At 62.8% G+C, this 23744-nt stretch carries 14 protein-coding genes; 9 read left to right on the plus strand and 5 right to left on the minus strand.

Going from position 1 to position 23744, the window contains the following annotated elements; genetic code table 11:
• Positions 1-32: 32 nt before the first annotated feature.
• From ACEN98_RS26685 to ACEN98_RS26695, 3 genes are all read right to left on the minus strand, one after another.
• On the minus strand, positions 33-578 hold the full coding sequence (locus ACEN98_RS26685) for a PA14 domain-containing protein (protein ID WP_413387880.1): 546 nt from the start codon (positions 576-578) through the stop codon (positions 33-35).
• Positions 579-950: 372 nt separating this feature from the next.
• Positions 951-1130 (minus strand): hypothetical protein, encoded by a 180-nt coding sequence (locus ACEN98_RS26690; protein ID WP_413337802.1) that lies wholly within the window; start codon positions 1128-1130, stop codon positions 951-953.
• Positions 1131-1149: 19 nt separating this feature from the next.
• Complete coding sequence (locus tag ACEN98_RS26695; RefSeq protein ID WP_413387882.1) at positions 1150-2685, minus strand: alpha-N-arabinofuranosidase; 1536 nt, start codon at positions 2683-2685, stop codon at positions 1150-1152.
• Positions 2686-3123: 438 nt separating this feature from the next.
• Here ACEN98_RS26695 and ACEN98_RS26700 point away from each other — a divergent pair, with 438 nt between their 5' ends.
• From ACEN98_RS26700 to ACEN98_RS26740, 9 genes are all read left to right on the plus strand, one after another.
• Positions 3124-4482 (plus strand): glycoside hydrolase family 5 protein, encoded by a 1359-nt coding sequence (locus tag ACEN98_RS26700; protein WP_413387884.1) that lies wholly within the window; start codon positions 3124-3126, stop codon positions 4480-4482.
• A 162-nt stretch (positions 4483-4644) separates the two neighbouring features.
• On the plus strand, positions 4645-6090 hold the full coding sequence (locus ACEN98_RS26705) for a nucleoside hydrolase-like domain-containing protein (protein WP_413337799.1): 1446 nt from the start codon (positions 4645-4647) through the stop codon (positions 6088-6090).
• Positions 6091-6488: 398 nt separating this feature from the next.
• Positions 6489-7694 (plus strand): helix-turn-helix transcriptional regulator, encoded by a 1206-nt coding sequence (locus ACEN98_RS26710; protein ID WP_413337798.1) that lies wholly within the window; start codon positions 6489-6491, stop codon positions 7692-7694.
• 656 nt (positions 7695-8350) lie between these two features.
• On the plus strand, positions 8351-9154 hold the full coding sequence (locus tag ACEN98_RS26715; protein ID WP_413387886.1) for a DUF1080 domain-containing protein: 804 nt from the start codon (positions 8351-8353) through the stop codon (positions 9152-9154).
• An 8-nt stretch (positions 9155-9162) separates the two neighbouring features.
• On the plus strand, positions 9163-10002 hold the full coding sequence (locus tag ACEN98_RS26720; protein ID WP_413387888.1) for an FAD:protein FMN transferase: 840 nt from the start codon (positions 9163-9165) through the stop codon (positions 10000-10002).
• Positions 9992-11278, plus strand: a complete 1287-nt coding sequence (locus ACEN98_RS26725) for a Gfo/Idh/MocA family protein (RefSeq protein ID WP_413387890.1) — start codon at positions 9992-9994, stop codon at positions 11276-11278. Before ACEN98_RS26720 ends, ACEN98_RS26725 begins: the two co-directional genes overlap by 11 nt.
• Positions 11279-11307: 29 nt before the next feature.
• Entirely contained in the window at positions 11308-12696 is a 1389-nt protein-coding gene (locus tag ACEN98_RS26730) for a Gfo/Idh/MocA family oxidoreductase (protein ID WP_413387892.1), read from the plus strand.
• Positions 12697-13038: 342 nt separating this feature from the next.
• Positions 13039-16164: a TonB-dependent receptor gene (locus ACEN98_RS26735; RefSeq protein ID WP_413387894.1), complete on the plus strand. Its 3126-nt coding sequence runs from the start codon at positions 13039-13041 to the stop codon at positions 16162-16164.
• Between the two features lie 87 nt (positions 16165-16251).
• Positions 16252-19188 (plus strand): glycosyl hydrolase 115 family protein, encoded by a 2937-nt coding sequence (locus ACEN98_RS26740; RefSeq protein WP_413387896.1) that lies wholly within the window; start codon positions 16252-16254, stop codon positions 19186-19188.
• A gap of 47 nt (positions 19189-19235) precedes the next feature.
• Here the strand turns inward: ACEN98_RS26740 and ACEN98_RS26745 are convergent, their stop codons facing one another.
• Both ACEN98_RS26745 and ACEN98_RS26750 read right to left on the minus strand, forming a co-directional pair.
• The gene (locus tag ACEN98_RS26745) at positions 19236-20615 is read right to left on the minus strand and encodes a glycoside hydrolase family 43 protein (RefSeq protein ID WP_413387899.1); all 1380 of its coding nucleotides are present in this window, start codon (positions 20613-20615) and stop codon (positions 19236-19238) included.
• Positions 20616-20646: 31 nt separating this feature from the next.
• Positions 20647-23610 carry a glycosyl hydrolase 115 family protein gene (locus tag ACEN98_RS26750; RefSeq protein WP_413387901.1) on the minus strand — a complete coding sequence of 988 codons (2964 nt, stop codon included), beginning with the start codon at positions 23608-23610 and terminating at the stop codon, positions 20647-20649.
• Positions 23611-23744 lie beyond the last annotated feature (134 nt).

Genomic DNA, 23744 nt, shown 5'->3' on the forward strand with positions numbered 1-23744 from the left:
GAAGTGAGGTGTGGAACGTGGAGCGGCCCTGATTACTCCTTCGGGCGGATCGGCGGCAGCGTGCCGGCAGGCGGCCGCCCTATCAGGCTGCGCGGCAAATAGCTGTAATCGGCCGCACCGGGCCTTTTCCACGCAAGCATCAGCGCAAGATCTGGGCCTGGGCCCTGGAAGTAGCGCAGGCGGAAATTGTGCGAGCCCTTCTCCAGCTTGATCCTGGTCGCCACGGGTGTAGGGGCGTGGATGCCGTCGTTGTCGATCACGTTTTCATCGTCGATGCTGAGAACGGCACCATCGTCGGCCAACAGCATCAACTCCCAGGTGCCGGTTTCGGCAATATTGACGGTAAAGCGAATATCCAGACCGAACCATTCGATCGTCGAGCCCATGCCGGGAAAGCCTTCGCGGAAGGAGCGCGGCACGATATCGAGTTGGGCCAGGCAAACGCGCTTGATCGGCTTACGTCCGCGCATGTCGTACACCGATTGGTTGCCGGCAGCGAGGCGATATACGTCGGCGACCATATGCCGATCCGACGCTTCGGCGCATTCCTCGAACAGCTTGGGAGGCGCGCTGGCCACGACCTCCTTCGCGGGCGCGGCCGGGGCCGGGGCGGGGGCGCGGCCGGCGCCGGGGCCGCAGCAGGCGCCGGAGCCGGAGCCGGAGCCGGAGCCCGGATAGCGTCGGGCACGACGTCGGGCACTGGCAGCGGCGGCGGGACGAGAAGGGGCGGTGGCGCGAGGGTGGGTGGGGCGATGGCGGCGGGCGCAGGTTCGGGAATTTTTTCTTCCGGTACTTTCTCTTCGATCAGGGCCGTTTCCAAGGCGCGCGGCGGCGAAGGCGCGGGACGGCGCGCGGGCGACAGCAGCATGGCGATCAGCAAGGCAAGATGGATGAGCAGCACGATACCCAACGCGTAGCGCCGTTTCTCGGGCCGCAATGACGGCTGCCCTTCAGTTGCGGGCGGGGGCAAACTGGATTCCGGTGTTGAACGCATACGTTTCCGAATACAAGGTCGATTGATTGAGGTTTGACGCCCTTGCGGCGTCCGTTGCCGGAGCGGCGAGCTGCCGCCGCTGCTGTTCAGGATGGGCCGCGTCGGTACCATCGGACATGCCGAAGGTGATCACCATGCCCTTGCGCGCGCGGCGTTTATTCCTCCAGAGCGACCACCATCACGGCCTTTGCAGGCACCTCGATCGATAGTTTGCCGCCCGCGGCACGCGCGCTGAACGCTGCCGGCTTGATGACCTGCGGATTCTGGAACGTGTTGTGCGCATCCATCGCGGCCGAGGTCAGTACCTTGCCGGTCGCAGCATTTACCTTCGCGCCGGCGACGTCGACGGCGACCTCGACCGCCTTGTGCGGATCGGTGTTGACCAGTGCCAGATACACCTTGCCGTCCTTGGCAAGTGACGCCGATGCGCTCACCCCCGGAATGGTCGTTGCGCCCAGGGTATAGCTCGTGTTGTCCTTGATTGCCAGCGGCAGCGACCTGGCATCCTGGAACGGCACATACATCTGGAACGTGTAGTAGGTCGGGGTCAGGACCATCTTTTCCTTGTCAGTCAGGATCATCGCCTGCAGGACATTGACCATTTGGGCGATCGTGGTCATGGGGACCCGCTCCGCGTGAGCATGGAAGATGTGGAAGTTGAGCGCCGCCACGAGCGCGTCGCGCAGGGAATTCTGCTGGAATAAGGCGCTTCTGGCACCCGCTTCGTCATACCAGGTGCCCCACTCGTCGATCATCAGCCCGATCTTCTTCTCGGGATCGTGCTGGTCCAGTACGGCCACGTGATCCTTGATAAGCTGATCCATTTTCAAGGTATTGGCAAGGGTCGAGATCCACTCGTCTTCCTTGAAGCCAAGGTCCTTGCCCTTGACCGCCCAGCTGCCGCCCGGGATGGTGTACTGGTGGACGCTGATGCCCACCGTTCGGCCCTTCAGTTCCTTGCTCAGGACGTCGGTCCAGGCGGTGTCGAAACCACTGCCGCCGCTGGCAATCATCTTCGGCCTCGAATTTCCGGGCGCCCTCAGGAAATTCTCGTAATTACTGTACAGGTTCGCGTAGTAGTCGGGCTTCAAGTTGCCGCCGCAGCCCCATAACTCATTGCCGATACCGAAGTAGGCGACTTTGAACGGCTTAGCGTGCCCGTTCCGGGCGCGCAGCCTGGCCAGGGGCGAACCACCGTCCGACGTCATGTACTCGACCCAATCGGCCATCTCCTGCACGCTGCCGGTACCGACGTTGCCGTTGACGTAGGCGTCGGCGCCCAGCATGTCGATCAAGTCGAAGAATTCATGGGTGCCGACGGCGTTGATCTCCTCTACGCGGCCCCCGTTGATGTTGCTCGGGCGCTTGTCCTGCGGACCGATGCCATCGCGCCAATGGTAGGTGTCGGCGAAGCAGCCGCCCGGCCAGCGCACCAGCGGCACATGCAAGGCCTTGAGTGCGCCGACGACGTCATTGCGCCAGCCACGGGTGTTGGGGATGCTCGACTTCGTGCCGACCCACATGCCCCCGTAGACGCCAGTGCCGAGCTGTTCGGCGAACTGGCCGTAGACGTTCTTGTTGATGACAGGGCCGGGTCGACTGGCGTCGATGCTGATGCTGACTTGGCTGGCGGCAAAAGCCGGTGCCGCGATCAGGCCGAGAACGGCGAGGCTATGTTTGATGATGTTCATTCAGTCGTATCCATGAAAGTCGTATGTTTTTTGGCGCGTCGATGCATCAGTGGTGAAGAAGGCCGCCATGACGCATGCGTCCACCGGCGCCATAGCTGGCGCGCCGGTCCAGCAAACCGGCGAAGTCTATCCCAGGGGTTCGGGAAGAGTAAGGACCGAAATTACGCTAGCGGTGAAGACATTTACAGGGTGCGGAAAATCGCATTGATACTGCACTTCCTTGCATCCGCCCCGCGGCGGCGGCGGCGGCCTGTGACGGAACGGATGCAGCCGCGGCTTGCGCCGACACGCGACATTGACAGCGTCCTGTTATCGCACTTGCGCAGCCTGACGATCCGCTCGTCCAAGCCGTAGCTGTAAATCCCCAAGTTGTGCAATTTTTCGCATATTGCTAGCAATTTCTGGGGAAGCGATAACGGCCGTGGCGCGGATCTCGGTATGTTGGCGCTTGGCCGAAAAAATATTCGAGGCCAACGGGTAATTTGTCAGCATGAATATTTCGAGGTTAATTTGAAGCTCAGCCGTGTACTTATATTAGTTGGAATTCTGTCATTAAACGTTGGCTGTGGCGGCGGCGCGGCCAGCACGAAGCCTGCGGTGCCGGCGCCAACGACGCCAGCCGCAACGACGCCAGCGCCCACCACGCCAGCCCAGCCGACGCCAGTCCCGACGACACCGGCGCCAACCACGCCGGCCGCGGGTCTCTATCCCGACTACAACCAGAATCCGATCGCGCCCGATGCTGCCGGCATGGGCAGCACCGCTGTCCAGCTTGCCAGCAAGATTCGTTTGGGGCTGAATATTGGCAACACGATGGAGGCGATCGGCGGAGAAACCGCCTGGGGCAATCCCCTGATCACCGAGGCGCTGATCAAGGCGGCCAAGGCGGACGGATTCAACGCCATCCGGCTCCCGGTTGCCTGGGACCAGTACGCCAACCAACAGACCGGCAAGATCGACCAGGCCTGGATGGACCGCGTCAAGCAAGTCGTCAAATATTGCGTCGACAACCAGATGTATGTGCTCATGAACATCCATTGGGATGGCGGTTGGCTCGAAAGAAACGTTCAGCCCGACAAGCAAGTGGCCGTCAACGAGAAACAAAAGGCGTTCTGGACCCAGATTGCCACGCAAATGCGCGACTTCGACGAGCATTTGATATTTGCCGGCGCCAACGAGCCGGCTGTCGATACGGCCAACCAGATGCCGGTGCTCATGTCCTACCACCAGACCTTCATCGATGCGGTGCGCGCCACGGGCGGCAAGAATGCCTACCGTGTCCTGACGGTGCAGGGACCGGCCGTGGACATCGATAAATCAGCGACGATGTGGACCGCCATGCCGACCGACACTGTCAGCAATAAGCTGATGTATGAGGTGCACTTCTACCCGTGGCAATTTACTTTAATGGAAAAAGATGAATGGTGGGGCCATGCATTCTATTACTGGGGCAAGGACAATCATTCGACCACGGACACCGCCCACAATGCCGACCAGATGGAAGAGGCTTACGTCGATCAGCAGTTCTCGAAGATCAGGCAGCAGTTTGTCGACAAGGGCATTCCGGTCGTGCTCGGCGAGTACGCCGCAATGCTGCGCAATAATCTGACGGGCGATGCACTGGCCCTGCATAAGAAGTCGCGCGTCTACTATATCAACTACGTCACCAGGTCGGCAGTGGCCCATGGCTTGTTACCGTTCTATTGGGATGTGGGCGGCCTGATCGATCGGGGCAGCAATAACGCAGTCCTCGACCCGGACCTCCTCGATGCGCTGGTGAAGGGCGCAATCCGGTAAGCTGCCACACGCACATTCGCATGACGTGAGTGGCTTCTAGCGTATGCGGTCCGGCTCGGCGCGTTCTTCGCCGGGCCGTTTCGTTTGGCCGGGTTCGGTTCCGGTCTTGCACACAGCCCGGCCGGCGAGACAGGCCCCGATTCAATACAGAGCAATACAGAGATGATGCGATTACTTTCAATTACAGCGATGCTGACGGCCGTATTGGTTTGCGTGCCGGCCCTTGGCGCTGCCGAACCCAGACAACGCCTGATTGTCCTCACCGATATCGAGGCCGATCCCGATGACAGCCAGTCCCTCGTACGCTTGCTTCTATACGCGAACCAGATCGATATCGAAGGTATCGTCGCCACGACCTCTACGCATCAGAAGTCGCGCATTGCCCCGGAATCCATCCATGCGATCGTCGACGCCTATGGCCGGGTCCAACCCAACTTGTTGAAGCACGAACCGGGGTTTCCGAAAGCGCAGGCACTCAAAGCCGTGGTGCGCTCCGGCTCGCAAGTCTACGGCATGCTAGGTGTCGGCGACGGCAAGGACTCGCCGGGGTCGGACGCCATCATCAAGGCCTTGGAGAAAAATGATACGCGCCCCCTCTGGGTTGCGGTCTGGGGCGGTGCCAATACGCTTGCTCAAGCGTTGTATCGGATCAGCCACGACAGGACACCGGAGGAGGTCGGTCACCTGGTGAAGAAGTTGCGCGTCTACACGATCTCTGATCAGGACGATTCCGGTTTCTGGATACGCACCCAGTTTCCCGATCTGTTTTATATCGTCAGCCCCGGCGGGTATGGCAATGGCACCTGGACTGGGATGCACGCGACCGAGCCTGGCTTCGACAGCACGGAAGTGAGCAACGACTGGATCGCCGCGCATATTCAACAGGGGCATGGGCCGCTGGGTGCGGTGTATCCGGATGTTTCTTTTGGCGTCGAGGGCGATACGCCATCCTTCCTGTCCTTGATACCGAACGGCCTGAACGCACCCGAGCATCCGGACTGGGGCGGCTGGGGTGGGCGCTACGAGTTCTACACGCCTGCGTTGAAAGATACCAATCCGGAAGGCTTTACCGGCAACGTACCTGTATTACAAGAGCCTCATGCCATCTGGACCAACGCAGTGGATAGTTACAGGCCGATGGTCCACAGCGATTTTGGCCGCGCCGTGCGCGCCCACGACAAGGTCTCCACCGGGTACAGGACCACCATCTGGCGCTGGCGCAAAGACTTCCAGAACGATTTCGCAGCTCGAATGGAGTGGACCACCAAGCCGTACAAGGGGGCGAATCATCCGCCAGTCGTAAAGCTTGCGCCGGGCGATCGGCTGACCGTCAAATCCGGCGAGGGTTTCATGCTGAGCGCGGCCGGCAGTTCCGACCCCGATGGAGATAGCTTGAGCTACCTGTGGTTTCAGTATCCCGAAGCTGGCAGCTACAGGCAGGAGATCAAGCTGGGGTATGCGGAAAACCATCATACCGTTTGGGGGCAGGCGCCCGTGGTCAGCAAGACGGAGACCGCCCACTTCATCGTCAAGGTGATCGATAAGGGCAGTCCGGCGCTGACGCGTTACGGACGCGTTATCGTCACATTCGTGCCGTCTGCGCCCTGAACATGCAGATAGACCTTTGGGGCCGACCAGGAGGCTATTGCCCCTAATCAGTGATGACGCCGGTGGCGGGATGCGTGTAGCCGACTGGCTCGGCCGTTGCTTCAGGGCCGCCGTTGAGCATATCGATGAAGATGTTGCTATCGAAAAGACCAACGCTATTCCGTCGTCGTCGCCGCCCTGACCACCAGCCTGCGCCTCGCCTGCGCGGGCGCCCGCGCAGGCGACCGGGTCGGCATCGCCAACGCCGGCCACTGGGGCGACAGGAAGACTTGCGGCCTGTCGGCGTGAGCACGGTCCGCTGCAAAAATAACTGGGACTGTCCATATACCGCCTGTTATGATTCCGGGATCGTAGCCGTCGACACCTGCGGCGCCGAGACAGTTCAGGCCCCTACCTATATGCAAGAGTTCTATAAGAAGGCGCTGCTGGCGCTGATTGTCCTGCTTCTCGTGGACGCGCTGGTGGCGGTGGTTTTTGTTTATCGGACCTATCCGACACAAACGCTGTTGCCGGCGCAAAATGGCAGCTCCCGCTGGCATTACGGAACGTATTCCGATGTGGCTACTGGCGGAGCGTCGTCAGTGCGCTTGCACGACATGTCGCGCGACCGGCTGCGGTTCGACTTCAAGCTCAAGGATGCGGCCGCGTATCCTTTTGTCGCCGCCGACCTGACCTTCAAGGACGACAAAGGGCGGCCGATTCTCCAGGATTGGTCGAGGTTCCGTACCATTACCTTCGTTGCCAAATGTGCGCCGGCCACCTCGGTGACGTTCGAGATGTCCGCCTTCGATGAAAAAATCTCGAAGCCAGGCCAGTTCGAGACTTACCGCCCACCTAGAACGTATTTTTCGTGTAATGAGCAGGGCATGCCGGTGACGCTCGACCTGGCCCGGCTGCTGATTCCCGAATGGTGGTTTCCCGCGATGAAGCTGGACCTGGCGCGTCAGGGCTATAAACTGGACAAGGTCGCGAAAATCCTGTTTGGCACCAGCATGGCCACTCCACGCAATGTCGACGGGTATATTGAGATCAGCGAACTGACATTGCATGGCCGGGATTACCGCTACCTGGCCGCGCTGGCGGTCATTGTCCTGGGTGGCTGGGTGGCATTTGGTGTGTGGTTTTTCCTGGCTCATTCGCGCGCGCTGTTGGCCAGCGTGGATACAAAAATGAAGACCAATTTGCCCTTGGTCGCCTATCGCCAGCTAACCCTGGAACCGTACAAGGACAAGGAAAAAGCATCGGTCTTGCGGTATATTGCCAGCACTTATACCGACCCCAAACTGGATCTCGAAGCCGTGGCGGCAGGGACCGGCGCGAACCGCTACAAAATCAATGAAGTGCTGAAATCCGAACTTGGCATGACCTTCACCGCTTACGTGAATAAACTGCGGCTGACTGAGGCATCCAGGCTGCTGACTCAGAAAAGCAGCGCCGCCGTGTCGGAAATCGCGTATTTGGTTGGCTACTCGAATGTTCCATATTTCAACAAGCTGTTCAAGGAAGAATTCGGCTGTACGCCGAAGTCATTCCGGATGCTAGCCGCCCAGCAGCCGCAGCAGGAACAGCCCGCCGACAACGCCCGGGCGGAAACACCTGTCTGAACCGCTCCCTCCCGAGCACGCGGTTCGGCCGGAGCGTTCCGGCCGCACAACCTGATCCTGCGCATACTTCTTCTTGTATCAAGTTGAGCAAGTGCATGTCAGAGTGATAATTGTCACGAACAGGCCCAGCGGCTCGCGGCCGTCGTCGTCAGGTTCCGGTTGACGCCCGACGTGAACGCGCATGCGCACCGCCCTGTCCAGCGGGGCGATACCAGGCTGCACGCCAGCGAGGCCAGGCTGATGGTCGCGTAGCCGGGTGCGGTTTCATGTCGCCGCCGGCAAGCCCAGCCAACAGCTCGATCTGGACGCCGCGCTGCGCCTCGAGGCGCGCATATCTACGTGTGCGGGCCGTCCGGGCGGCGGCCGAATTCGACTCATTTGTCATTAAAAGGTGATCGCCAATACCTTTTTTGAACCAATCGATATACACAAAACATTGGTTCTAACTATCTTATTGAAATAGAGTGAATGAATGAGTGCCGGTCAGCATCGTGTTGCATTAACTCGCGATTGAATCGAATCCTTTGTATTGACAAATGCGCCCGTGGATAACGTCTTTTTATTTATTCTGTTATCCGGGTAGGGAATCGATTGCGGGTTTCCACATGTTGTGCTCGCGGCCCTGCTGATTAGCGTTCGTACACATGGAGACCGTAATGCCTCGCTACCGCATGTTCCCGGCGATCCTCGTCGCCGCGATGTTTTCCGCCTCGCCTTTCGCTCAGGCGCAATCCGGTCAATGCGCTGTCACCAGGACGGCCCTGGCGCTGACACCCCAGCAAAAAGCCGAAGGCTGGACCGTTTTGTGGGACGGCACCTCGACCGACGCCTGGCGCAGCGTGAAATCGGACCGGTTCCCGGAACATGGATGGCGGACCTGCGACGGCCTGCTCACGATGGCAGGGAAAGGTGGCGAGGAATCGCGCGGCGGTGGCGACATCATCACCCGCAAGCGCTATGCCGATTTCGAGCTGACGCTGGATGCGCGGCTCACACCCGGCGCGAACAGCGGGGTCAAGGTCTTCACCCAGCCGAATCTGGCACCGATCGACAAAGTGACGGGCAAGCCGGCCGCGGTGGGTTCGGCGATCGGCCTCGAGTTCCAGTTGCTGGACGATGAGCGCCATCCCGATGCCAAGCTGGGACGCAACGGCAACCGGACCATCGGTTCGCTCTACGACCTTATTCCAGCCGCAAAGGACAAGATCCCCGCGCCGGTCGGCCAATGGAATCACGTGCGGATCCTGTCGCGAGGGAAGACCGTGACTTTCTGGCTGAACGGCAGGAAGACCGTGGAATTCGAGCGCGGCTCGGCCGCCTTTCGGGAAGCCGTCGCGGCCAGCAAGTTTCGCGACATCCCCGGGTTCGGCGAATGGGCCGACGGGCACATCCTCCTGCAGGATCACGGCGACGAGGTTGCTTTCCGCAATGTCCTGATCCGCGACCTCCACGGCAAATAAGCGGCCCGATGTTTCACCGGACCTTCGCGTCGATGAACACGCGGCTGAGCATGGTCTTGCCCTCAACGGCAGACCAGGCTGGCGAGCGACTTGCGGACGAGGTGCGGGGACTGCTGCGCGAACAGGAATCGATCATGAGCCGCTTCGTGGCCGATGGCGACCTGGCGGTGCTCAACCGGAACGCCGCCCGCGGGGCCGTCCGGGTGAGCGACGCCCTGTGGACGGTCCTGGACGCCTGCATGCGGCATCACCGCCTGACCGGGGGCGCATTCGACATCGCCCAGGGCGCAGGCCGTCCCGGCCATGGCATGCACCTGCTGGACCTCGATCCCGGTGGGCAGACCGTGCGCTTCACCGAGCCGGGGGTGCAACTCGACCTGGGCGGTATCGGCAAGGGAATCGCACTCGACCTCATCAGGCAGCTCCTGCTCGATCGGCACGTCGGGCAGGCCTTCCTCAGTTTCGGGGAGAGTTCGGTGGCCGTGATCGGCAGCCATCCCGCCGGCGCCTGCTGGCCGGTCGGCGTCGAGCACATGTTCGCGCCCGGGACGTCGTTGCACCGCTTCGACTTGCGCGACGGCGCGATGTCCACGTCGGGCAATCGTCCCGGCGAGACCCACATCATCGATCCGGCGAACGGCCAGGCGGTGACCGGTTGCAGGACCGTGTCCGTCGCCTGTGCCGGCGCCGCGGATGCCGAGGCGTTGTCGACTGCCCTGTTCGTGCTGCCGGCGGCGCGGCGTGCGGAGGTGTTGCGGCGCTATCGGGGCGCGCAGGCCGTGGCGTTCGACTATGGCCTGGAGGGCGGGGCCTGGCGCGTAGAAAAGGAATGGCGATATGCGCAGTAAATCTTTGGACGACATTCGCCATGAGGCGCAGGAACGGCGGCGCTTCCTGGCGCGCGTGGCGGGCGTGGTGGCAGGCTCCTCGTTGCTGAGCGGGCTGCCGTGGATGGCGCCGCTCCGCGCCCAGCCGGCCGGCGATGCGCCCTCGGACCGGGTGCGCATCGGCGTGATCGGCACTGGATCGCGTGGCAGCCTGCTGCTGCAGTACCTGCTGCGGACCCCGGGCGTCGAAGTCGCGGCATTGTGCGACGACTATCCGCCGCACCTGGCCGACGCCATGGCGGCGGCGGGCGGCAGGCCGAAGGCGTTCACCGATTACCGCAAGCTGCTGGCGATGCCGGGGATCGATGGCGTGGTGGTTGCCACGCCGCTGCACCAGCACGCGCCGGTCTGCCTGGCCGCGTTCGCGGCCGACAAGCACGTGTTTTGCGAAAAGAGCCTGGCGCTCACGGTCGACGAATGCAAGGCGATCGCGCGGGCGGCGAGCGCCAGCCCGCGCGTGTTCCAGGTCGGTCACCAGCGCCTGTTCAGCGCCACGTTCCTGCACGCGCACGAACTGGTGCGCTCCGGGCACATCGGCCCGATCACGCAGATCCGCGCCAGCTGGCACCGCAACAACGACTGGCGCCGTCCCGTGCCGGACCCGCGCCTGGACCGCAAGCTGAACTGGCGGCTGTACCGCGCCACCTCGGGTGGCCTGCTGACGGAGCTGGCGTCGCATCACCTGCAGGTCGCCAACTGGTATCTCGACGCTGCGCCGCTGTCCTGTGTCGGCTACGGCAGCGTCAATCACTGGAAGGACGGGCGCGACGTGTACGACAACGTCAATGTGCTGTTCCGCTATCGCGACGGCGTGACCCTGGTCTACGACTCGCTCACCAGCAACCGTCACCACGGGCTGGAAATCCAGATCATGGGACCCAGGGGAACGATCGAAGGCGAGAGCGGCAGGTTCTACACGGAGGAGCCGCCACCGGCCCCCGCCGTCGCGGCACTCGTCGCGCAGATCGAGGAGGGCAGGGCCGAAACGGTCGCTATCGGCGCGCCGAGCTGGAAGCCGGAAGCGAAGTCCGGCGAGGTCGGGCAACAACTGCGGCACGAACTGGGCGGCGGCGACGGCACCGAGCTGTCGATGGCCGCCTTCGCCAACGCGATCCGCCTGGGCCAGCGGATGCCCCACATGATCGAACACGCCTACCGTTCCGGGATCGCCGCGCTGATGGGGCAGGCGGCAATGGACGAGGGCCGCGAGATCGCCTGGCCCGGCAGCTATCAATAACGACAACCCGACTACTACAAGGAGACACCATGCCGCAGCCGCTTTTCTCTACCCGTCGCCGTACGATCGTCAAGGGCGCCCTGGCCGCGATGGCCACGCCGATGCTGGCGCAGGCGAAGGCATCCAATGGCAAAGTCAACCTGGCCTGCGTCGGCATCGGCAATCGCGCAGCCCAGGTCATCAAGGCGCTGCACGCGACCGGGCTCGCGAACGTCGTGGCGTTGTGCGACGTCGACATGGGCGCGCCGCATACCGTCGAGATCCTTAAAATGTTCCCCGACGTGCCGCGCTTCCAGGATTTTCGCCGCATGTTCGACAAGATGGGCAAGGAATTCGACGCGGTCAGCGTCGGCACGCCCGATTTCTCGCATTTCCCGATCGCGATGCTCGCCATGTCGCAGGGAAAACATGTCTATTGCGAGAAACCGATGGGGCAAAGCTTCCGCGAAATCGAGATGATGATGGCCGCCGAGCGCAAGTACAAGGTGGCTGCCCAGATGGGCAACCAGGGCCATTCGGAGGCGAATTACTTTCAATTCAAATCGTGGGTCGACGCCGGCATCATCAAGAACGTGCGCACGATCACGGCGTTCATGAACAATCCGCGCCGCTGGCATGGCATGTCGGTGTCCGGATATCTGCCGCGGGAACCGGTACCGGAAACGCTGGACTGGGACGCCTGGACCGCGACCGGCCCTTACCATGATTTCAATCGCGGATACGTCAACGGCGACTGGCGCTCCTGGTTTGACTACGGCAACGGTGCATTGGGCGACTGGGGCGCGCATATTTTCGATACCGCCCACGAGTTCCTGCAGCTTGGCCTGCCGACCGAAGTCGAAGCCGTGCGGCTGGAAGGGCACAGCCCCTTCATCTTCCCGCAGGCGTCGACGCTGGCATTCCGGTTCCCGCAACGCGGCGCGCTGCCGCCGCTGGAACTGACCTGGTACGACGGCGTGAACAATCTGCCGCCGCTGCCGAAGAACTTCGGCACCGCAATCGTGGATCCGAGCGTGCCGCCGCCTTCGAAAGGCAGCGCCACCGGCGCCGTGCTTCCGCCCGGGAAGGTCATCTACGGCGACGGCCTGACCTTCAAGGGCGGTTCGCATGGCTCGGAGCTCCAGATCCTCGGCGACGCCGCGCAGGATATCGCACTGCCTGCCGTGCCGAGGAGTCCGTCGAACCACTTCTCCAACTTCCTCAAGGCCTGCATGGGCGAGGAAACCTGCCGCTCGCGCTTTGCCGTCGCGGGACCCCTGTGCCAGACGATGGGCCTCGGCGTGATCGCCCAGCGGGTCAACGCCAGGCTCGCGTTCGATCCCGCGACGAAACAGATCACCAACCACAAGCTGGCAAACGCCCTGCTGGCCGGCATGCCGCCACGCAAGGAGTGGGAACAGTATTACAAGCTGGTCTAGCAATACGCACGCCGGATCGCCGCTTCCCGAGATACCGGCGTGACTTCCCACCTGTTTGCATATTCATTTGGTTGGCTTCTCCGCGAACCTTCGAGATCACACGATTTCCTATTTCAAAAACTTCCCGTGGATGCGGAAGTTGTATTGGTCAATATAAACAAAAGATTGGTTCTTATATATTGGCTAACGTAAATTAGCAGAGCAGAAATGCTAATAAATAGTCTTCCATGTTTGCGCGCTTTAAACATGGAAAGGAAATAGCGGAGACTTGAAAAACCAATGAATAATTATTCGAAATTTAATACGCGGCGCTGTCTTTCCGGAGGCCGCGACCTGTTTGCCATGACGGTCCTGGCCGGTTTGATTTCGAGCGCGTATGCGCAGACGGCGCCGGCACAGAGCGATCCGGCGCCGGTACAGGGCGATGTCGTGCCCGTCGCGAACAAGGTCGAAGTGAAGGGCATTCGCTCGTCGCTGGCCATGTCGGCGCTGGAAAAGCGCGACAATATCGGATTGAGCGACTCGGTGTTTTCGGAAGACCTGGGTAAATTCCCCGACCCGAACATTGCCGACGCGCTCGCGCGCGTCCCGGGCGTGACGGTCACCCGCAGTACCCTCGACGGCGAGGGAACGAACATCTCGATCCGCGGCATGGGGGCGTCGTTCACCCGGGTGATCCTCAACGGTGCACCGATGGCGTCGGCCTCCGGTGGCGGTTACGGCAACACGCCGAGCGCGAATCGTGAAGTGGACATGGACTTCCTCCCGTCCGAACTGTTCCGCCGCGCCACGGTGTACAAGAGTTCGACGGCGAGCATGATCGAGGGCGGCATTGCCGGCGTCGTCGACATGCGCAGCGTGCGGCCGTTCGACAAGAGCGGCTTCCGGTCGGCATTCACACTCAGCGGCAATTATCGCGACCGTGACAAAAAGCCTGGCAACACGGGTTCCGGCGTGATCAGCAATACCTGGAACACGCGCTTCGGCAAGGTCGGCCTGCTGGGCGGATTCGCTTTCGGTAACACCAAGTTTTCGACGGACGCGTTCCAGTCGGTCGACATGCGCAATTTCCAGCTGACGTCCAGCCAGGTCGGCCCGGGCGAAAAGGCGAATCCCACCAGCGGCGGCTCGCAATCGACGCCGGCCACCGTGCCCGCCGGCCTGCCGCTGAACTTGCTGCCCGATTATGCCCGCGCCGTACTCGTGCCCGGCAAGCCGATCGACCGGGCCATGTTGCTCGCCCTGAACCCCGGTGCGACGATCCAGCAGATCGACAACGGCCTGATGGGACGCCTGGGGCGCCATATGCTGAATTCCGGCGATCGCCATCGCAAGGGCGAGGTGATCAGCGCGCAGTGGCAGCCGAACCAGGACCTGATGCTCTACCTGGACACCATGTTTGCCCAGAAGGGCAGCAACGTCGTCCAGCAGGAGATGAACGTCGGTACGCGCGCTTCGACGCCGATTCCGATCGGGCTGGAGTTCGACCGGAGCGATTGCACCACCGGCTGCACGATCACGAAGGGCATCTTCGCCAACACGTTCTGGGGCCTGGAATACCACCCCATCAAGGAAAACACGCACTTCCAGAGCGCCAACCCGGGCTTCGAATGGCGTCCCACCGACAAGCTGACGATCGACGGCAACATCAACTACACGCGCAGTTCCTTCTACCGGATCACGCCGGGCGTGCTGGTGGCGACGCAGTCCGCGCCATCCGTCATCAGCTACGACAACACGACGCCGGACCAGCCGCCGACCTACACGGGCAATATCGACGTCAACGACCCGAATGCCGGCTTCGGCTGGTACCAGGCCGGCAACAGCACGTCCGGCCTGCGCCTGAACCTGTACCAGCGGGATAACACCACGCGCGGTTCGCGGTTGAATGTCGCCTGGGGCGACAGCGACTTTACCGTCAAGACCGGCGTCAGCTACGACGATATTGCGCGCCGGTCGTTCAGCTACGACCAGCAGCCCGCGAACGGCTGGCAGAACCTCACGTGCGGGAACAACATGAACGCCACGTTCCTGCCGCCGAATACGGGGATGCAGGGCACGTGCGATGGACGCGTCGCACCCGGCCCCGTTGCGGCCACGGCCTATCCCGGCTATGGCACGGGGTCGTCGGCGAATGGTGCGCAGCCGCTGGCTTACCAGGGTTCGGTCGTGCCGAACGCCGCCGTGGCCGATTATCTGAGAGCGACCAACCACGGCTTCGTCACGCTGGACTGGGCGAAGTTCGCCAGGGACACGAATTACCAGTACTTCGAGAACATGGCGAACCAGGTCGTCAACAGCGCAGCCGCCGGCAGCACCGCCAGCAATGTCGGGGGCTATCTCCGCGAGACCGTGGGGGCGGCCTATGTGCAGTTCGATGGTCGCGTGAATCTGTTCGGCCATACCCTGCGCTACGACGCCGGCGTGCGCTATGTGCGGACGAGACAGACGATCGGCGCATCGAACGTCGTGACGGACCCGCGGAATGCGACGCTGGCGAACGGCGGCCTGTATCCGAACAAGATCGCGTTCGAGTACGAGACGAGGTACTACAACAACGTCCTGCCGGCCGGCGCCCTCGTGTACAACCTGCGCAACGACCTGCTCCTGCGCATCGCGGCGTCGAGGTCGATGACCCGGCCCGATCCGAATTCGCTGAAGCAGACCCGCTACGATACGTCGGACATCAGCCTGGCCAAGATCACGGTGACGAATCCGAACCTGAAGCCGTTCAAGGCAAACAACCTGGACGTCGGTCTCGAGTGGTACTACACGAAGGAAGCCTATGTCGCGGTGGCGGGCTTTGCCAAGGACCTGATCGATCGTCCGGTTACGATGAGCAACGTGATGTCGCTGTCGCAGTACCAGCAGAAGTACGGCTACGCGGTCGCCCTGACGACGACGCAGCAGACGGTGGTGGACAACGACGGCGGTCCGGACAACCATATCGTCACGGTGTCCGAGCCGGTGAACATTGCCACCAAGCTGAAGGTACGGGGCCTGGAGCTGACCTGGCAGCAGCCGCTCGACATGCTGCCGATCAAGGGCTTCGGCTTCACGGGCAATATGACGTTCGTTCACCAAAAGGATTCCACGGCCGGGGCACCGCCCGTGGCAGGCGTCCCCGAGCGCACGAACAACCTGACCCTCTATTACGAGGGCAGGGGCTTCAACGTCCGCGTCTCGCGCCAATATCAGTCCTCGATGGTCACGCAGACGAACACGGGTATCAGCCCACCGGATGGCGCGACGGCCTATGCGTACCAGTCCGGCCGCCAGTCGATCGATCTGTCGCTGGGTGCCAACCTGAAACAACTGTTCGACATGAAGAACAACCTGGACGTGACGTTGAGTGCCTGGAACCTGAATAACGCCGTCAGCCAGAGTTATGTCCAGTTCCCGAACGCCATCTATGACCAGTACAAGCCCGGCCGCAGCTATACGCTGTCCGCGCGCACGTCGTTCTAAGGCTGGCCGGATCGCGTGAGCGGTTCATGGGCGGGCACCACGTTCCCTCGTGGTGCCAGCCTCTTGTTAACAAAGGAGTCAGGAAACATGAAGCACAAGTTGAACAGGCGGGTCGCGAGCGCGCTTGCCCTCGCCATCGCGGCCGTCCTGGGAACGGCCCCGCCGCAGGCGCAGGCGCTCGGTATCAAGCATTTCGTCGATCTCGACGAGAAGGCCGGCGCCGGGGTCGTGCTGGCGGGGAGCGGGCGCGTGGCGCCCATCCTCGTCGGCAAGGACGATTTCCCGGGCGTGGTGCGCGCGGCGCGCGACCTGCAGCGCGACATCGGCAGCGTCACCGGCAAGACGCCGCGGTGGATCGAGGGCGATCCGGGCACCGCCCGCGACGTGATCATCATCGGGACGCTCGGCAAGAATCCGCTGATCGACCGCCTGGCGCAGCAAGGCAAGCTCGACGTCCGCGAGCTCGCGGGGCAGTGGGAAGGCTTCGTCATCCAAACCGTCGACAACCCCATGCCCGGCGTGCAGCGCGCGCTGGTCGTCGTGGGCAGCGACAAGCGCGGCACGATATTCGGCACCTATACCGTCTCCGAGCAGATCGGCGTGTCGCCCTGGTACTGGTGGGCGGACGTCCCGGTGGTCCATCACAAGGCGCTTACCGTCCCGGCGGGAACGCGCATCGCGGAAAAGCCGGCGGTCCAGTATCGCGGCATCTTCCTGAACGACGAGGCGCCCGCCCTGTCGAACTGGGCGAAGGAACGGTTCGGCGGCTTCAATCACAAGTTCTACGAAAAGCTGTTCGAACTGATGCTGAGGATGCGTGCCAACTATCTGTGGCCGGCCATGTGGAATTCGTCGTTCTTCGACGACGACAAGGAAAACTGGCCGCTGGCCGACCGGATGGGCATCGTTATGGGCACGTCGCACCACGAGCCCATGATGCGGGCGCAGAAGGAATGGCACCGCTATGGCAAGGGACCGTGGGACTATCACCGCAACGGCGAGGTGCTGCGCGAATTCTGGGCGCAGGGCCTGCGCAATGCCGGCAACTACGACAAGGTGATCACGATGGCCATGCGCGGCGATGGCGACGAGCCGATGTCGCAGGACGCCAACGTCGAACTGCTGCAGAACATCGTCCGCGACCAGCGCGCCATCATCCGCAAGGAACTGGGCAAGCCGCCGGAACAGGTGCCGCAGCTGTGGGCGCTGTACAAGGAAGTGCAGGACTACTACGAGAAAGGCATGCGCGTTCCCGACGACATGCTGCTGCTCTGGTGCGACGACAACTGGGGCAATATCCGGCGCCTGCCGACGAGCGAGGAGCGCAAGCGCAGTGGCGGTGCCGGCATCTACTATCACTTCGACTATGTCGGCGTGCCCCGCTCCTACAAGTGGCTGAACGTCACGCAGATCCCGAAGGTGTGGGAGCAGATGAACCTGGCCAACGAGTATGGCGCGAACCGGCTGTGGATCGTCAACGTGGGCGACCTGAAGCCGATGGAAATCCCAACCGAGTTTTTCCTCGCCTACGGCTGGAACCCGCGGGCATGGCCGGCCGAGCGATTGCCGGAATTCCTGCGCGAATGGGCTGCGCGTGAATTCGGCGCGGCGCACGCGAACGAGATCGCGTCCATCGTCGAACGCTACACGCGCTACAACGCGCGCCGCCATCCGGAGCAGATCGATCCCGACACGTACAGCCTGACCGCGTACGACGAGGCGGAGCGCGTCGTGGCGGACTACAACCAGCTGGCGGACGAGGCGAAACGCGTCGGGCAGTCGCTGCCGAAGACCATGCGCGACGCCTATTTCCAGCTCGTCGAGTATCCGGTCCTCGCCTCCGCCAACGCCGTCGACATGCTCGTCTCGGCCGGCAGGAACCGCCTGTACGCGCGCCAGGGCAGGGTGACCACCAACGACATGGCCGCGCGGGTGCGCCGGCTGTTCCAGCGCGACGCCGATCTCGTCAAGCAGTACCAGCAGGGCATCAGCGGCGGCAAGTGGAACCACATGATGTCGCAGACCCACTTCGGCTACACGACCTGGGACCAGCCCTACCGCGACGTGATGCCGGCCGTGTCGGAACTGCGCGTGCCCGAGCCGGGCCAGCTGGCGGCGCCGAACGGGATCCACAGGTCGGACCACATGGGCGTGGCGATCCAGGGCGAGCCGACGGCATGGCCGGTCTTCCCGCCCAAGCCGCTGGTACTGCCGGCGCTCAGCGTGTTCGAGAAGCAGCCGCGCTACGTCGAGGTGTTCAACCGCAGCAGTGCGCCGTTCGACTACACGATCACGGCGAGCCATCCGTGGCTACGTCTCAGCCACACGGGCGGACGGGTCGCGAAGGACCAGCGCATCATGGTGGACGTCGACTGGAATGCGGTTCCCACCGGTACCACGCAGGCGACGTTGACGATCAAGGGGCCCGACACCGCGGAAGTCCTGGTCAGGGTGCCCGTGCACAAGCCTGCGGACTTGACGCCAGCCTCGGCGCAGGGCCACGTCGAGAGCCAGGGCGTCGTCGCCATCGAAGCCGAACACTATACGGCCTCCTACGCGCCGCCGGGACGGCAGTGGCTGAAGATTCCCGGCTATGGGCGCACGCTGTCCGGCATGACCACGACGCCCGCCGCCGCACCGGCACTCGCCGTCAAGGATGGCATGCATCTGGACTACACGGTGAACGTGTTCTCGGCCGGCGACGTGAAACTGCATGCGGTCCTCGGACCGACACTGAAGTTCCAGCCCGGAAGCGGCTTCCGTTACGCGGTATCGATCGATGACGAAGCGCCGCAAGAGGTCAACGTGCATGCCGACCAGTCCGAGGGGTTCTGGAGCCGCGCGGTCTCGAACAACGCCGTGGACTTCGTGACCACGCACCGCATCACGTCCCCCGGACGGCATACCGTGAAGTTCTGGGCGCTCGATCCGGGACTTGTGCTGCAAAGGCTGGTACTCGACGCGGGCGGGATGCGGCAGAGTTATCTCGGTCCGCAGGAAAGCCCGTACTACCCGGGCAAGTAAGCGCGCCAGGTGCCCGGGCAACGGAAGGTTGCCCGGGCATGGTGCATCTAGTCGAATTGCCAGTAATCGACGTTGAAGACGATGTGGCGTCCGTTGGCATTGAAGACGAAGTACAGGTCCTGCACGCCGGTCACGCCGGATGCCGGCACGGCCAGTTCCTTCCATGCGTCCGCGCCGCCGGTGGCCGGCACGTCCACGCTTGCGACCAGCGTGCCCTGCGGCGATCCGGCCCGGACGTCGATGTGGCCACCCGGGCCGGCGCTCGCCACGCTCGCCTTGAACGTGCGCGGCCCGCGCGCGCCGAAATCGACCCCGGCCACTTTCACGTAAGCACGCGGGCCGACCGGATACACGACCATCCCGCCACGCGGATCCTTCGCGGTCCTCACCCCGGCGACCCAGTCGAAAGGACGGTCCCAGTCCCGCTTCACGCGGGATTCCCATGCGATGGTCTCGGCTTCGACCCGCTCATACGGAGACAGGGGCTGGACCTGTTTCACGCCCGTCGCGTTCCAGAATGGTTGCGTCGGAATCGTGCCGTCCGGCCGATAGCTGAAATCGGTGACCGAGACGGAGCGCCGCTCCCGGTGCAACGGCGTGTCCGCGAAATTCAGCCGGTAGCTGAAGCCGAAGACGTAGGACTTGCCCTTGAAATCGACGATGCCGGGATGGTTGCCCGTCGATTCGGTGGTCGGGTCCATGATCTGGCCCTTGTATTCCCATGGTCCGGTCGGCGTGTCGCTCATCGCGTAGCCGATGCCTTCCGAACAGCACGTGGATGCATAGGCCAGGTAGTACTTGCCGTTCCGTTTGTAGACCCACGGGCCTTCCTGGTAGTTGTTGGGCTTCGCATCGATCCGTTCGATCTTGCCCGAATAGGAGATCATGTCCTTGTCGAGCCTGACGTACCAGAGGTTTGGATTTCCCCAGTACAGGTAGGCTTGCCCATCGTCGTCGATCAGCACCGTCGGATCGAAAAAGCCTTCGCCGCGATCGATCAGCGGACGCCCCAACGGGTCCTTGAACGGACCGAGCGGGCTGTCGGCGACGGCCACGCCGATCACGTTCCGGGGCGAGCCGCTGACCGTGACCGGCGCGTACAGGTAGAACTTGCCGTTGCGTTCGACGACTTGCGGCGCCCAGGCATCGTTGTCCTGGTTGGCCCAGGCGAAGATCGAGAGATCGGCGACCGTCCCGCGATCGGTCCAGTTGACCATGTCTTTCGACGTGTACAGCTTCCAGTCGCGCATCTTGAACCCTTGCGCATCGTCTTCGTCGTGCGAGGTGTAGAGATACACCGTGTCCCCGTGCACCAGCGGTGCAGGGTCCGCCGTGAAATTGGTCTGGATGATCGGATTCTCGGCGAACGCCGGGAGGCAGGCCCCCCAGCAAACGGCAACGGCGACGGCGATGCAACGCAGGTTCATGTCAGGTCCTCATCGGTGGGTGATGAATCGCTCAGTGGGCAGGCGGATTGCGCGGCTTCGACGGCGGCCCGAAATAACTGTCGGGCAGCGGACTATCGGACAGGACGATTTTCTGCACGACGATCGTCGGGTCGACCATGATGATCTTCAGGTCGTACTTGCCGGGACCGTGCACCTTCACCGTGAAGCGCATGGTACGTGCATTCTCGGACGTATTCTTGAAGTGATATTTTCCAAGGAACGTCTGGTCGGCTCGCGTTGCCGGCGGAAATACCCGAACGACCTGCGGCGCGGCGTCGTCGAGGGCGACGGCGACGGCCAGCTCGCGTCCCGGATAATTGTCCAGCGTGGGCGCCGTCACCAGATCGACCTGCCAGGTGCCTGCCGACGCAAAATAGACCGGGTATTCGAGACGGGGCGAGTCGGCAAACGGTGCGCTACGCGCCGTGACCGGAAACACGGTCATCGCGCCCGGGCCCCGTCCATAGTCGGGCAACCATTCCCAGCGGGCATATTTGCCGGGGATGTTGCGCACGGCATCCTGGGCGTCGAACGCGATGGGGCCGGTCTGGCCGCCGAACGCGCCGGCCGCGGCCTTGGTCTCGTCGCCGACGGCGATGGTCGCGTAAGACCGCACGACGACGCGCTGGTTGCCTTCGCTGACCGTGATTTGCCCCAGTTGTGCCGACCCGACCGGAACGCGGCTCCAGTCGATATCGACCCAGATGCGCTGGTCGTTGCTCCCGTCGGGCGCGGGCGCCTGCGACAGCTTGACCCATGGTTTGTCGGCGAGGGCGGTGAAGCGGGGCGGGCGCCCGTCCTTCGAGAACACGTCGATGTACGAGCGCTGCTTGTTGATGGAATCGAAATACGGAAGGGTCGGCGTGTTCTCGCCGCCCGGCCAGGCCTGGTCCGAACCGTCGATGGCGACGCCGAATTCGCCCGCGGCGCCGGCAGGGACGGAGGAAGTCGCCGGCATGACGTTTTCGGGTGGAGAACGCCAGTCGCGGTAGCCGATGTGGGTCTGGTCCATCATGTGATTCCATTTGCCGCCCGCCACCTGCGTGTTATAAAAATCGGACAGGTCCTGGTCGCGCTTGAACAGGGCGCGCACCCGCTCGGCCTGCGTGTTCGCGGCGTAGCGTCCTTGTTTGGCGTACAGATGGTTGCGGCCTGCCGCGATCTCGAGATCGATGAAATTCGAGAGCGCGAGGATAGGGTGCAGCACCAGTTCGTAATACGCGTCCTGCTGGTCCGCGGGAATCGAGGTTTTCAGCAGCGTGGCGCGTTTCGCCAGCGCGTTCCAGGCTTCGGAAACCCGTTCGGCCTCGCGGTAATTGACCAGGCTGAACGTGTCGGGCCGCACCAGTTCCGCCTTGCGCCAGGCATTGTATTTCGCGTACTTCGCGACGAGGTCGGCGATTTCCGCGGCGTGCTGCGCGCCGAATTCGCGTTCGGCCCAGCGTTGCGTCCACCCGGCGATGTCGTCCTTGCCCATGCCTTTGGGGCTCCATGCAAGGCGGAGGAAGAACTCGATCGGCACTTCCAGCGGCTTGAGGTCGCCGACATTGGCGATCCAGATCTGGTTCGCACCGTATTCGTGGGCGAGATTCATTTGCTCCCAGATCTTGGGCAGCGGATTGCTGTTGAGCCACTTGTACGAGAACGGGCCGCCATTCATGTCCATGTGGAAGTAGATGCCCGAACCGCCGCTGCGCTTGCGCTCCGCCGGCGTCGGCAGGCGGCGCAGGTTGCCGACGTTGTCGTCCGTGAAGAGGAGGGTGACGTTGTCGGGGACCTTGAGCCCCGCGTCGTAATACTTCTGGACCTCGGTGAACAACGCCCACAGCTGAGGCACTTGCCGCTGGTCGACGCCCATCTCTTCGGTGAGGATCTGCTGCTGGTCGTGGATGATTTTCTCGATGAGCTTCTTGTTGGCCTCGAGACCGCCCGCATCCGGCATCGCCGTATCGCCATCGCCGCGCATGCCCATGGTCACGATGCTTTCGTAGGCCTTGTTGCGCCGGATGCCGTCGCGGAAGAAGCGTTTGAGGCCGTCTTCGTTCGTCGCATAGTTCCATTCGCCGTTGCCATAGTCACGGCGGTGCGCGAGCCATTCGTGGTGGGAGCGCACCATCGGTTCGTGGTGGCTCGTGCCCATCACGATGCCGTAGGCGTCGGCAAGCCGGGGATTGTCCGGATCGTCCTCGTTGAAGGCATTCGTCCACATGGCGGGCCACAGGTAATTGGCGCGCAGGCGCAGCAGCAGCTCGAACATGTGCGTGTACATCTTCGAATTCCCGCCGCCGAATTTTTCGCGCGACCACTTGCCCAGCGCCGGCTCCTCGTCATTGATGAAGATGCCGCGGTATTTCACGGCCGGCGGGCCCTGGACCCAGGCGCCCGCACGTACGAACAGCGCGCTGGCCTTCTTCACGGGGACGTCGGCCCACCAGTACCACGGTGACACACCGATTTGTTCCGAGATCTCGTAAATGCCATAGATCGTGCCCCGTTTGTCGCTGCCGGCAATGACGAGCGCACGCTCGACGCCGGGCATCGGATTGGCGACGTTGGCAATCACGAAGGATTCCCATTTGCCGCGTATCGCTTTCACGTCGAGTTTGCCGGCACTGACCAATGCATCGACGAGCGCGCTGTGGCCCAGCGTCCCGATGATGATGGCGGTGCGTGTATTGGCGGCCGAGGTCGACAGCGCCGGCTTCGTGCCTGTGACCTTGTCGATGTCGCCTTGCAGGTCGGTTGCCGCGCGCATGACGCCCCAGTGGTCCGCCTTGTCCACGTACAGGGGGGCGGCATTGCCGTCACTCACGAGCGGGATACTGTTTGCGCTAGGGGTTGCAGAAACGAGCTGGACGCCGAGACCGAGACTCGGCGCCGCGCAGGCCCACGGCGTCCCCAGCGACATGACAAGAACGAAGGCGATTTGCCAGATCGTGGCAAACCGCCGCTTGAATACGGACATGTGTTGCATGATTCCCTCTATCAAAAACACTGATGCGTCGTTCGCACATTGAAAAAAATCGCTCCGCGTGAGCAGAGCGATCAAACTCCCGAGTGCCAGGAGGGAGCAATGCACGGTCTTGTCGCGGTGGTACTGCCAGGCCA

Origin of the sequence: Massilia sp. CT11-137, from assembly GCF_047302885.1 — a bacterium.
GTDB classification, from domain to species: domain Bacteria; phylum Pseudomonadota; class Gammaproteobacteria; order Burkholderiales; family Burkholderiaceae_D; genus Telluria; species Telluria orientalis.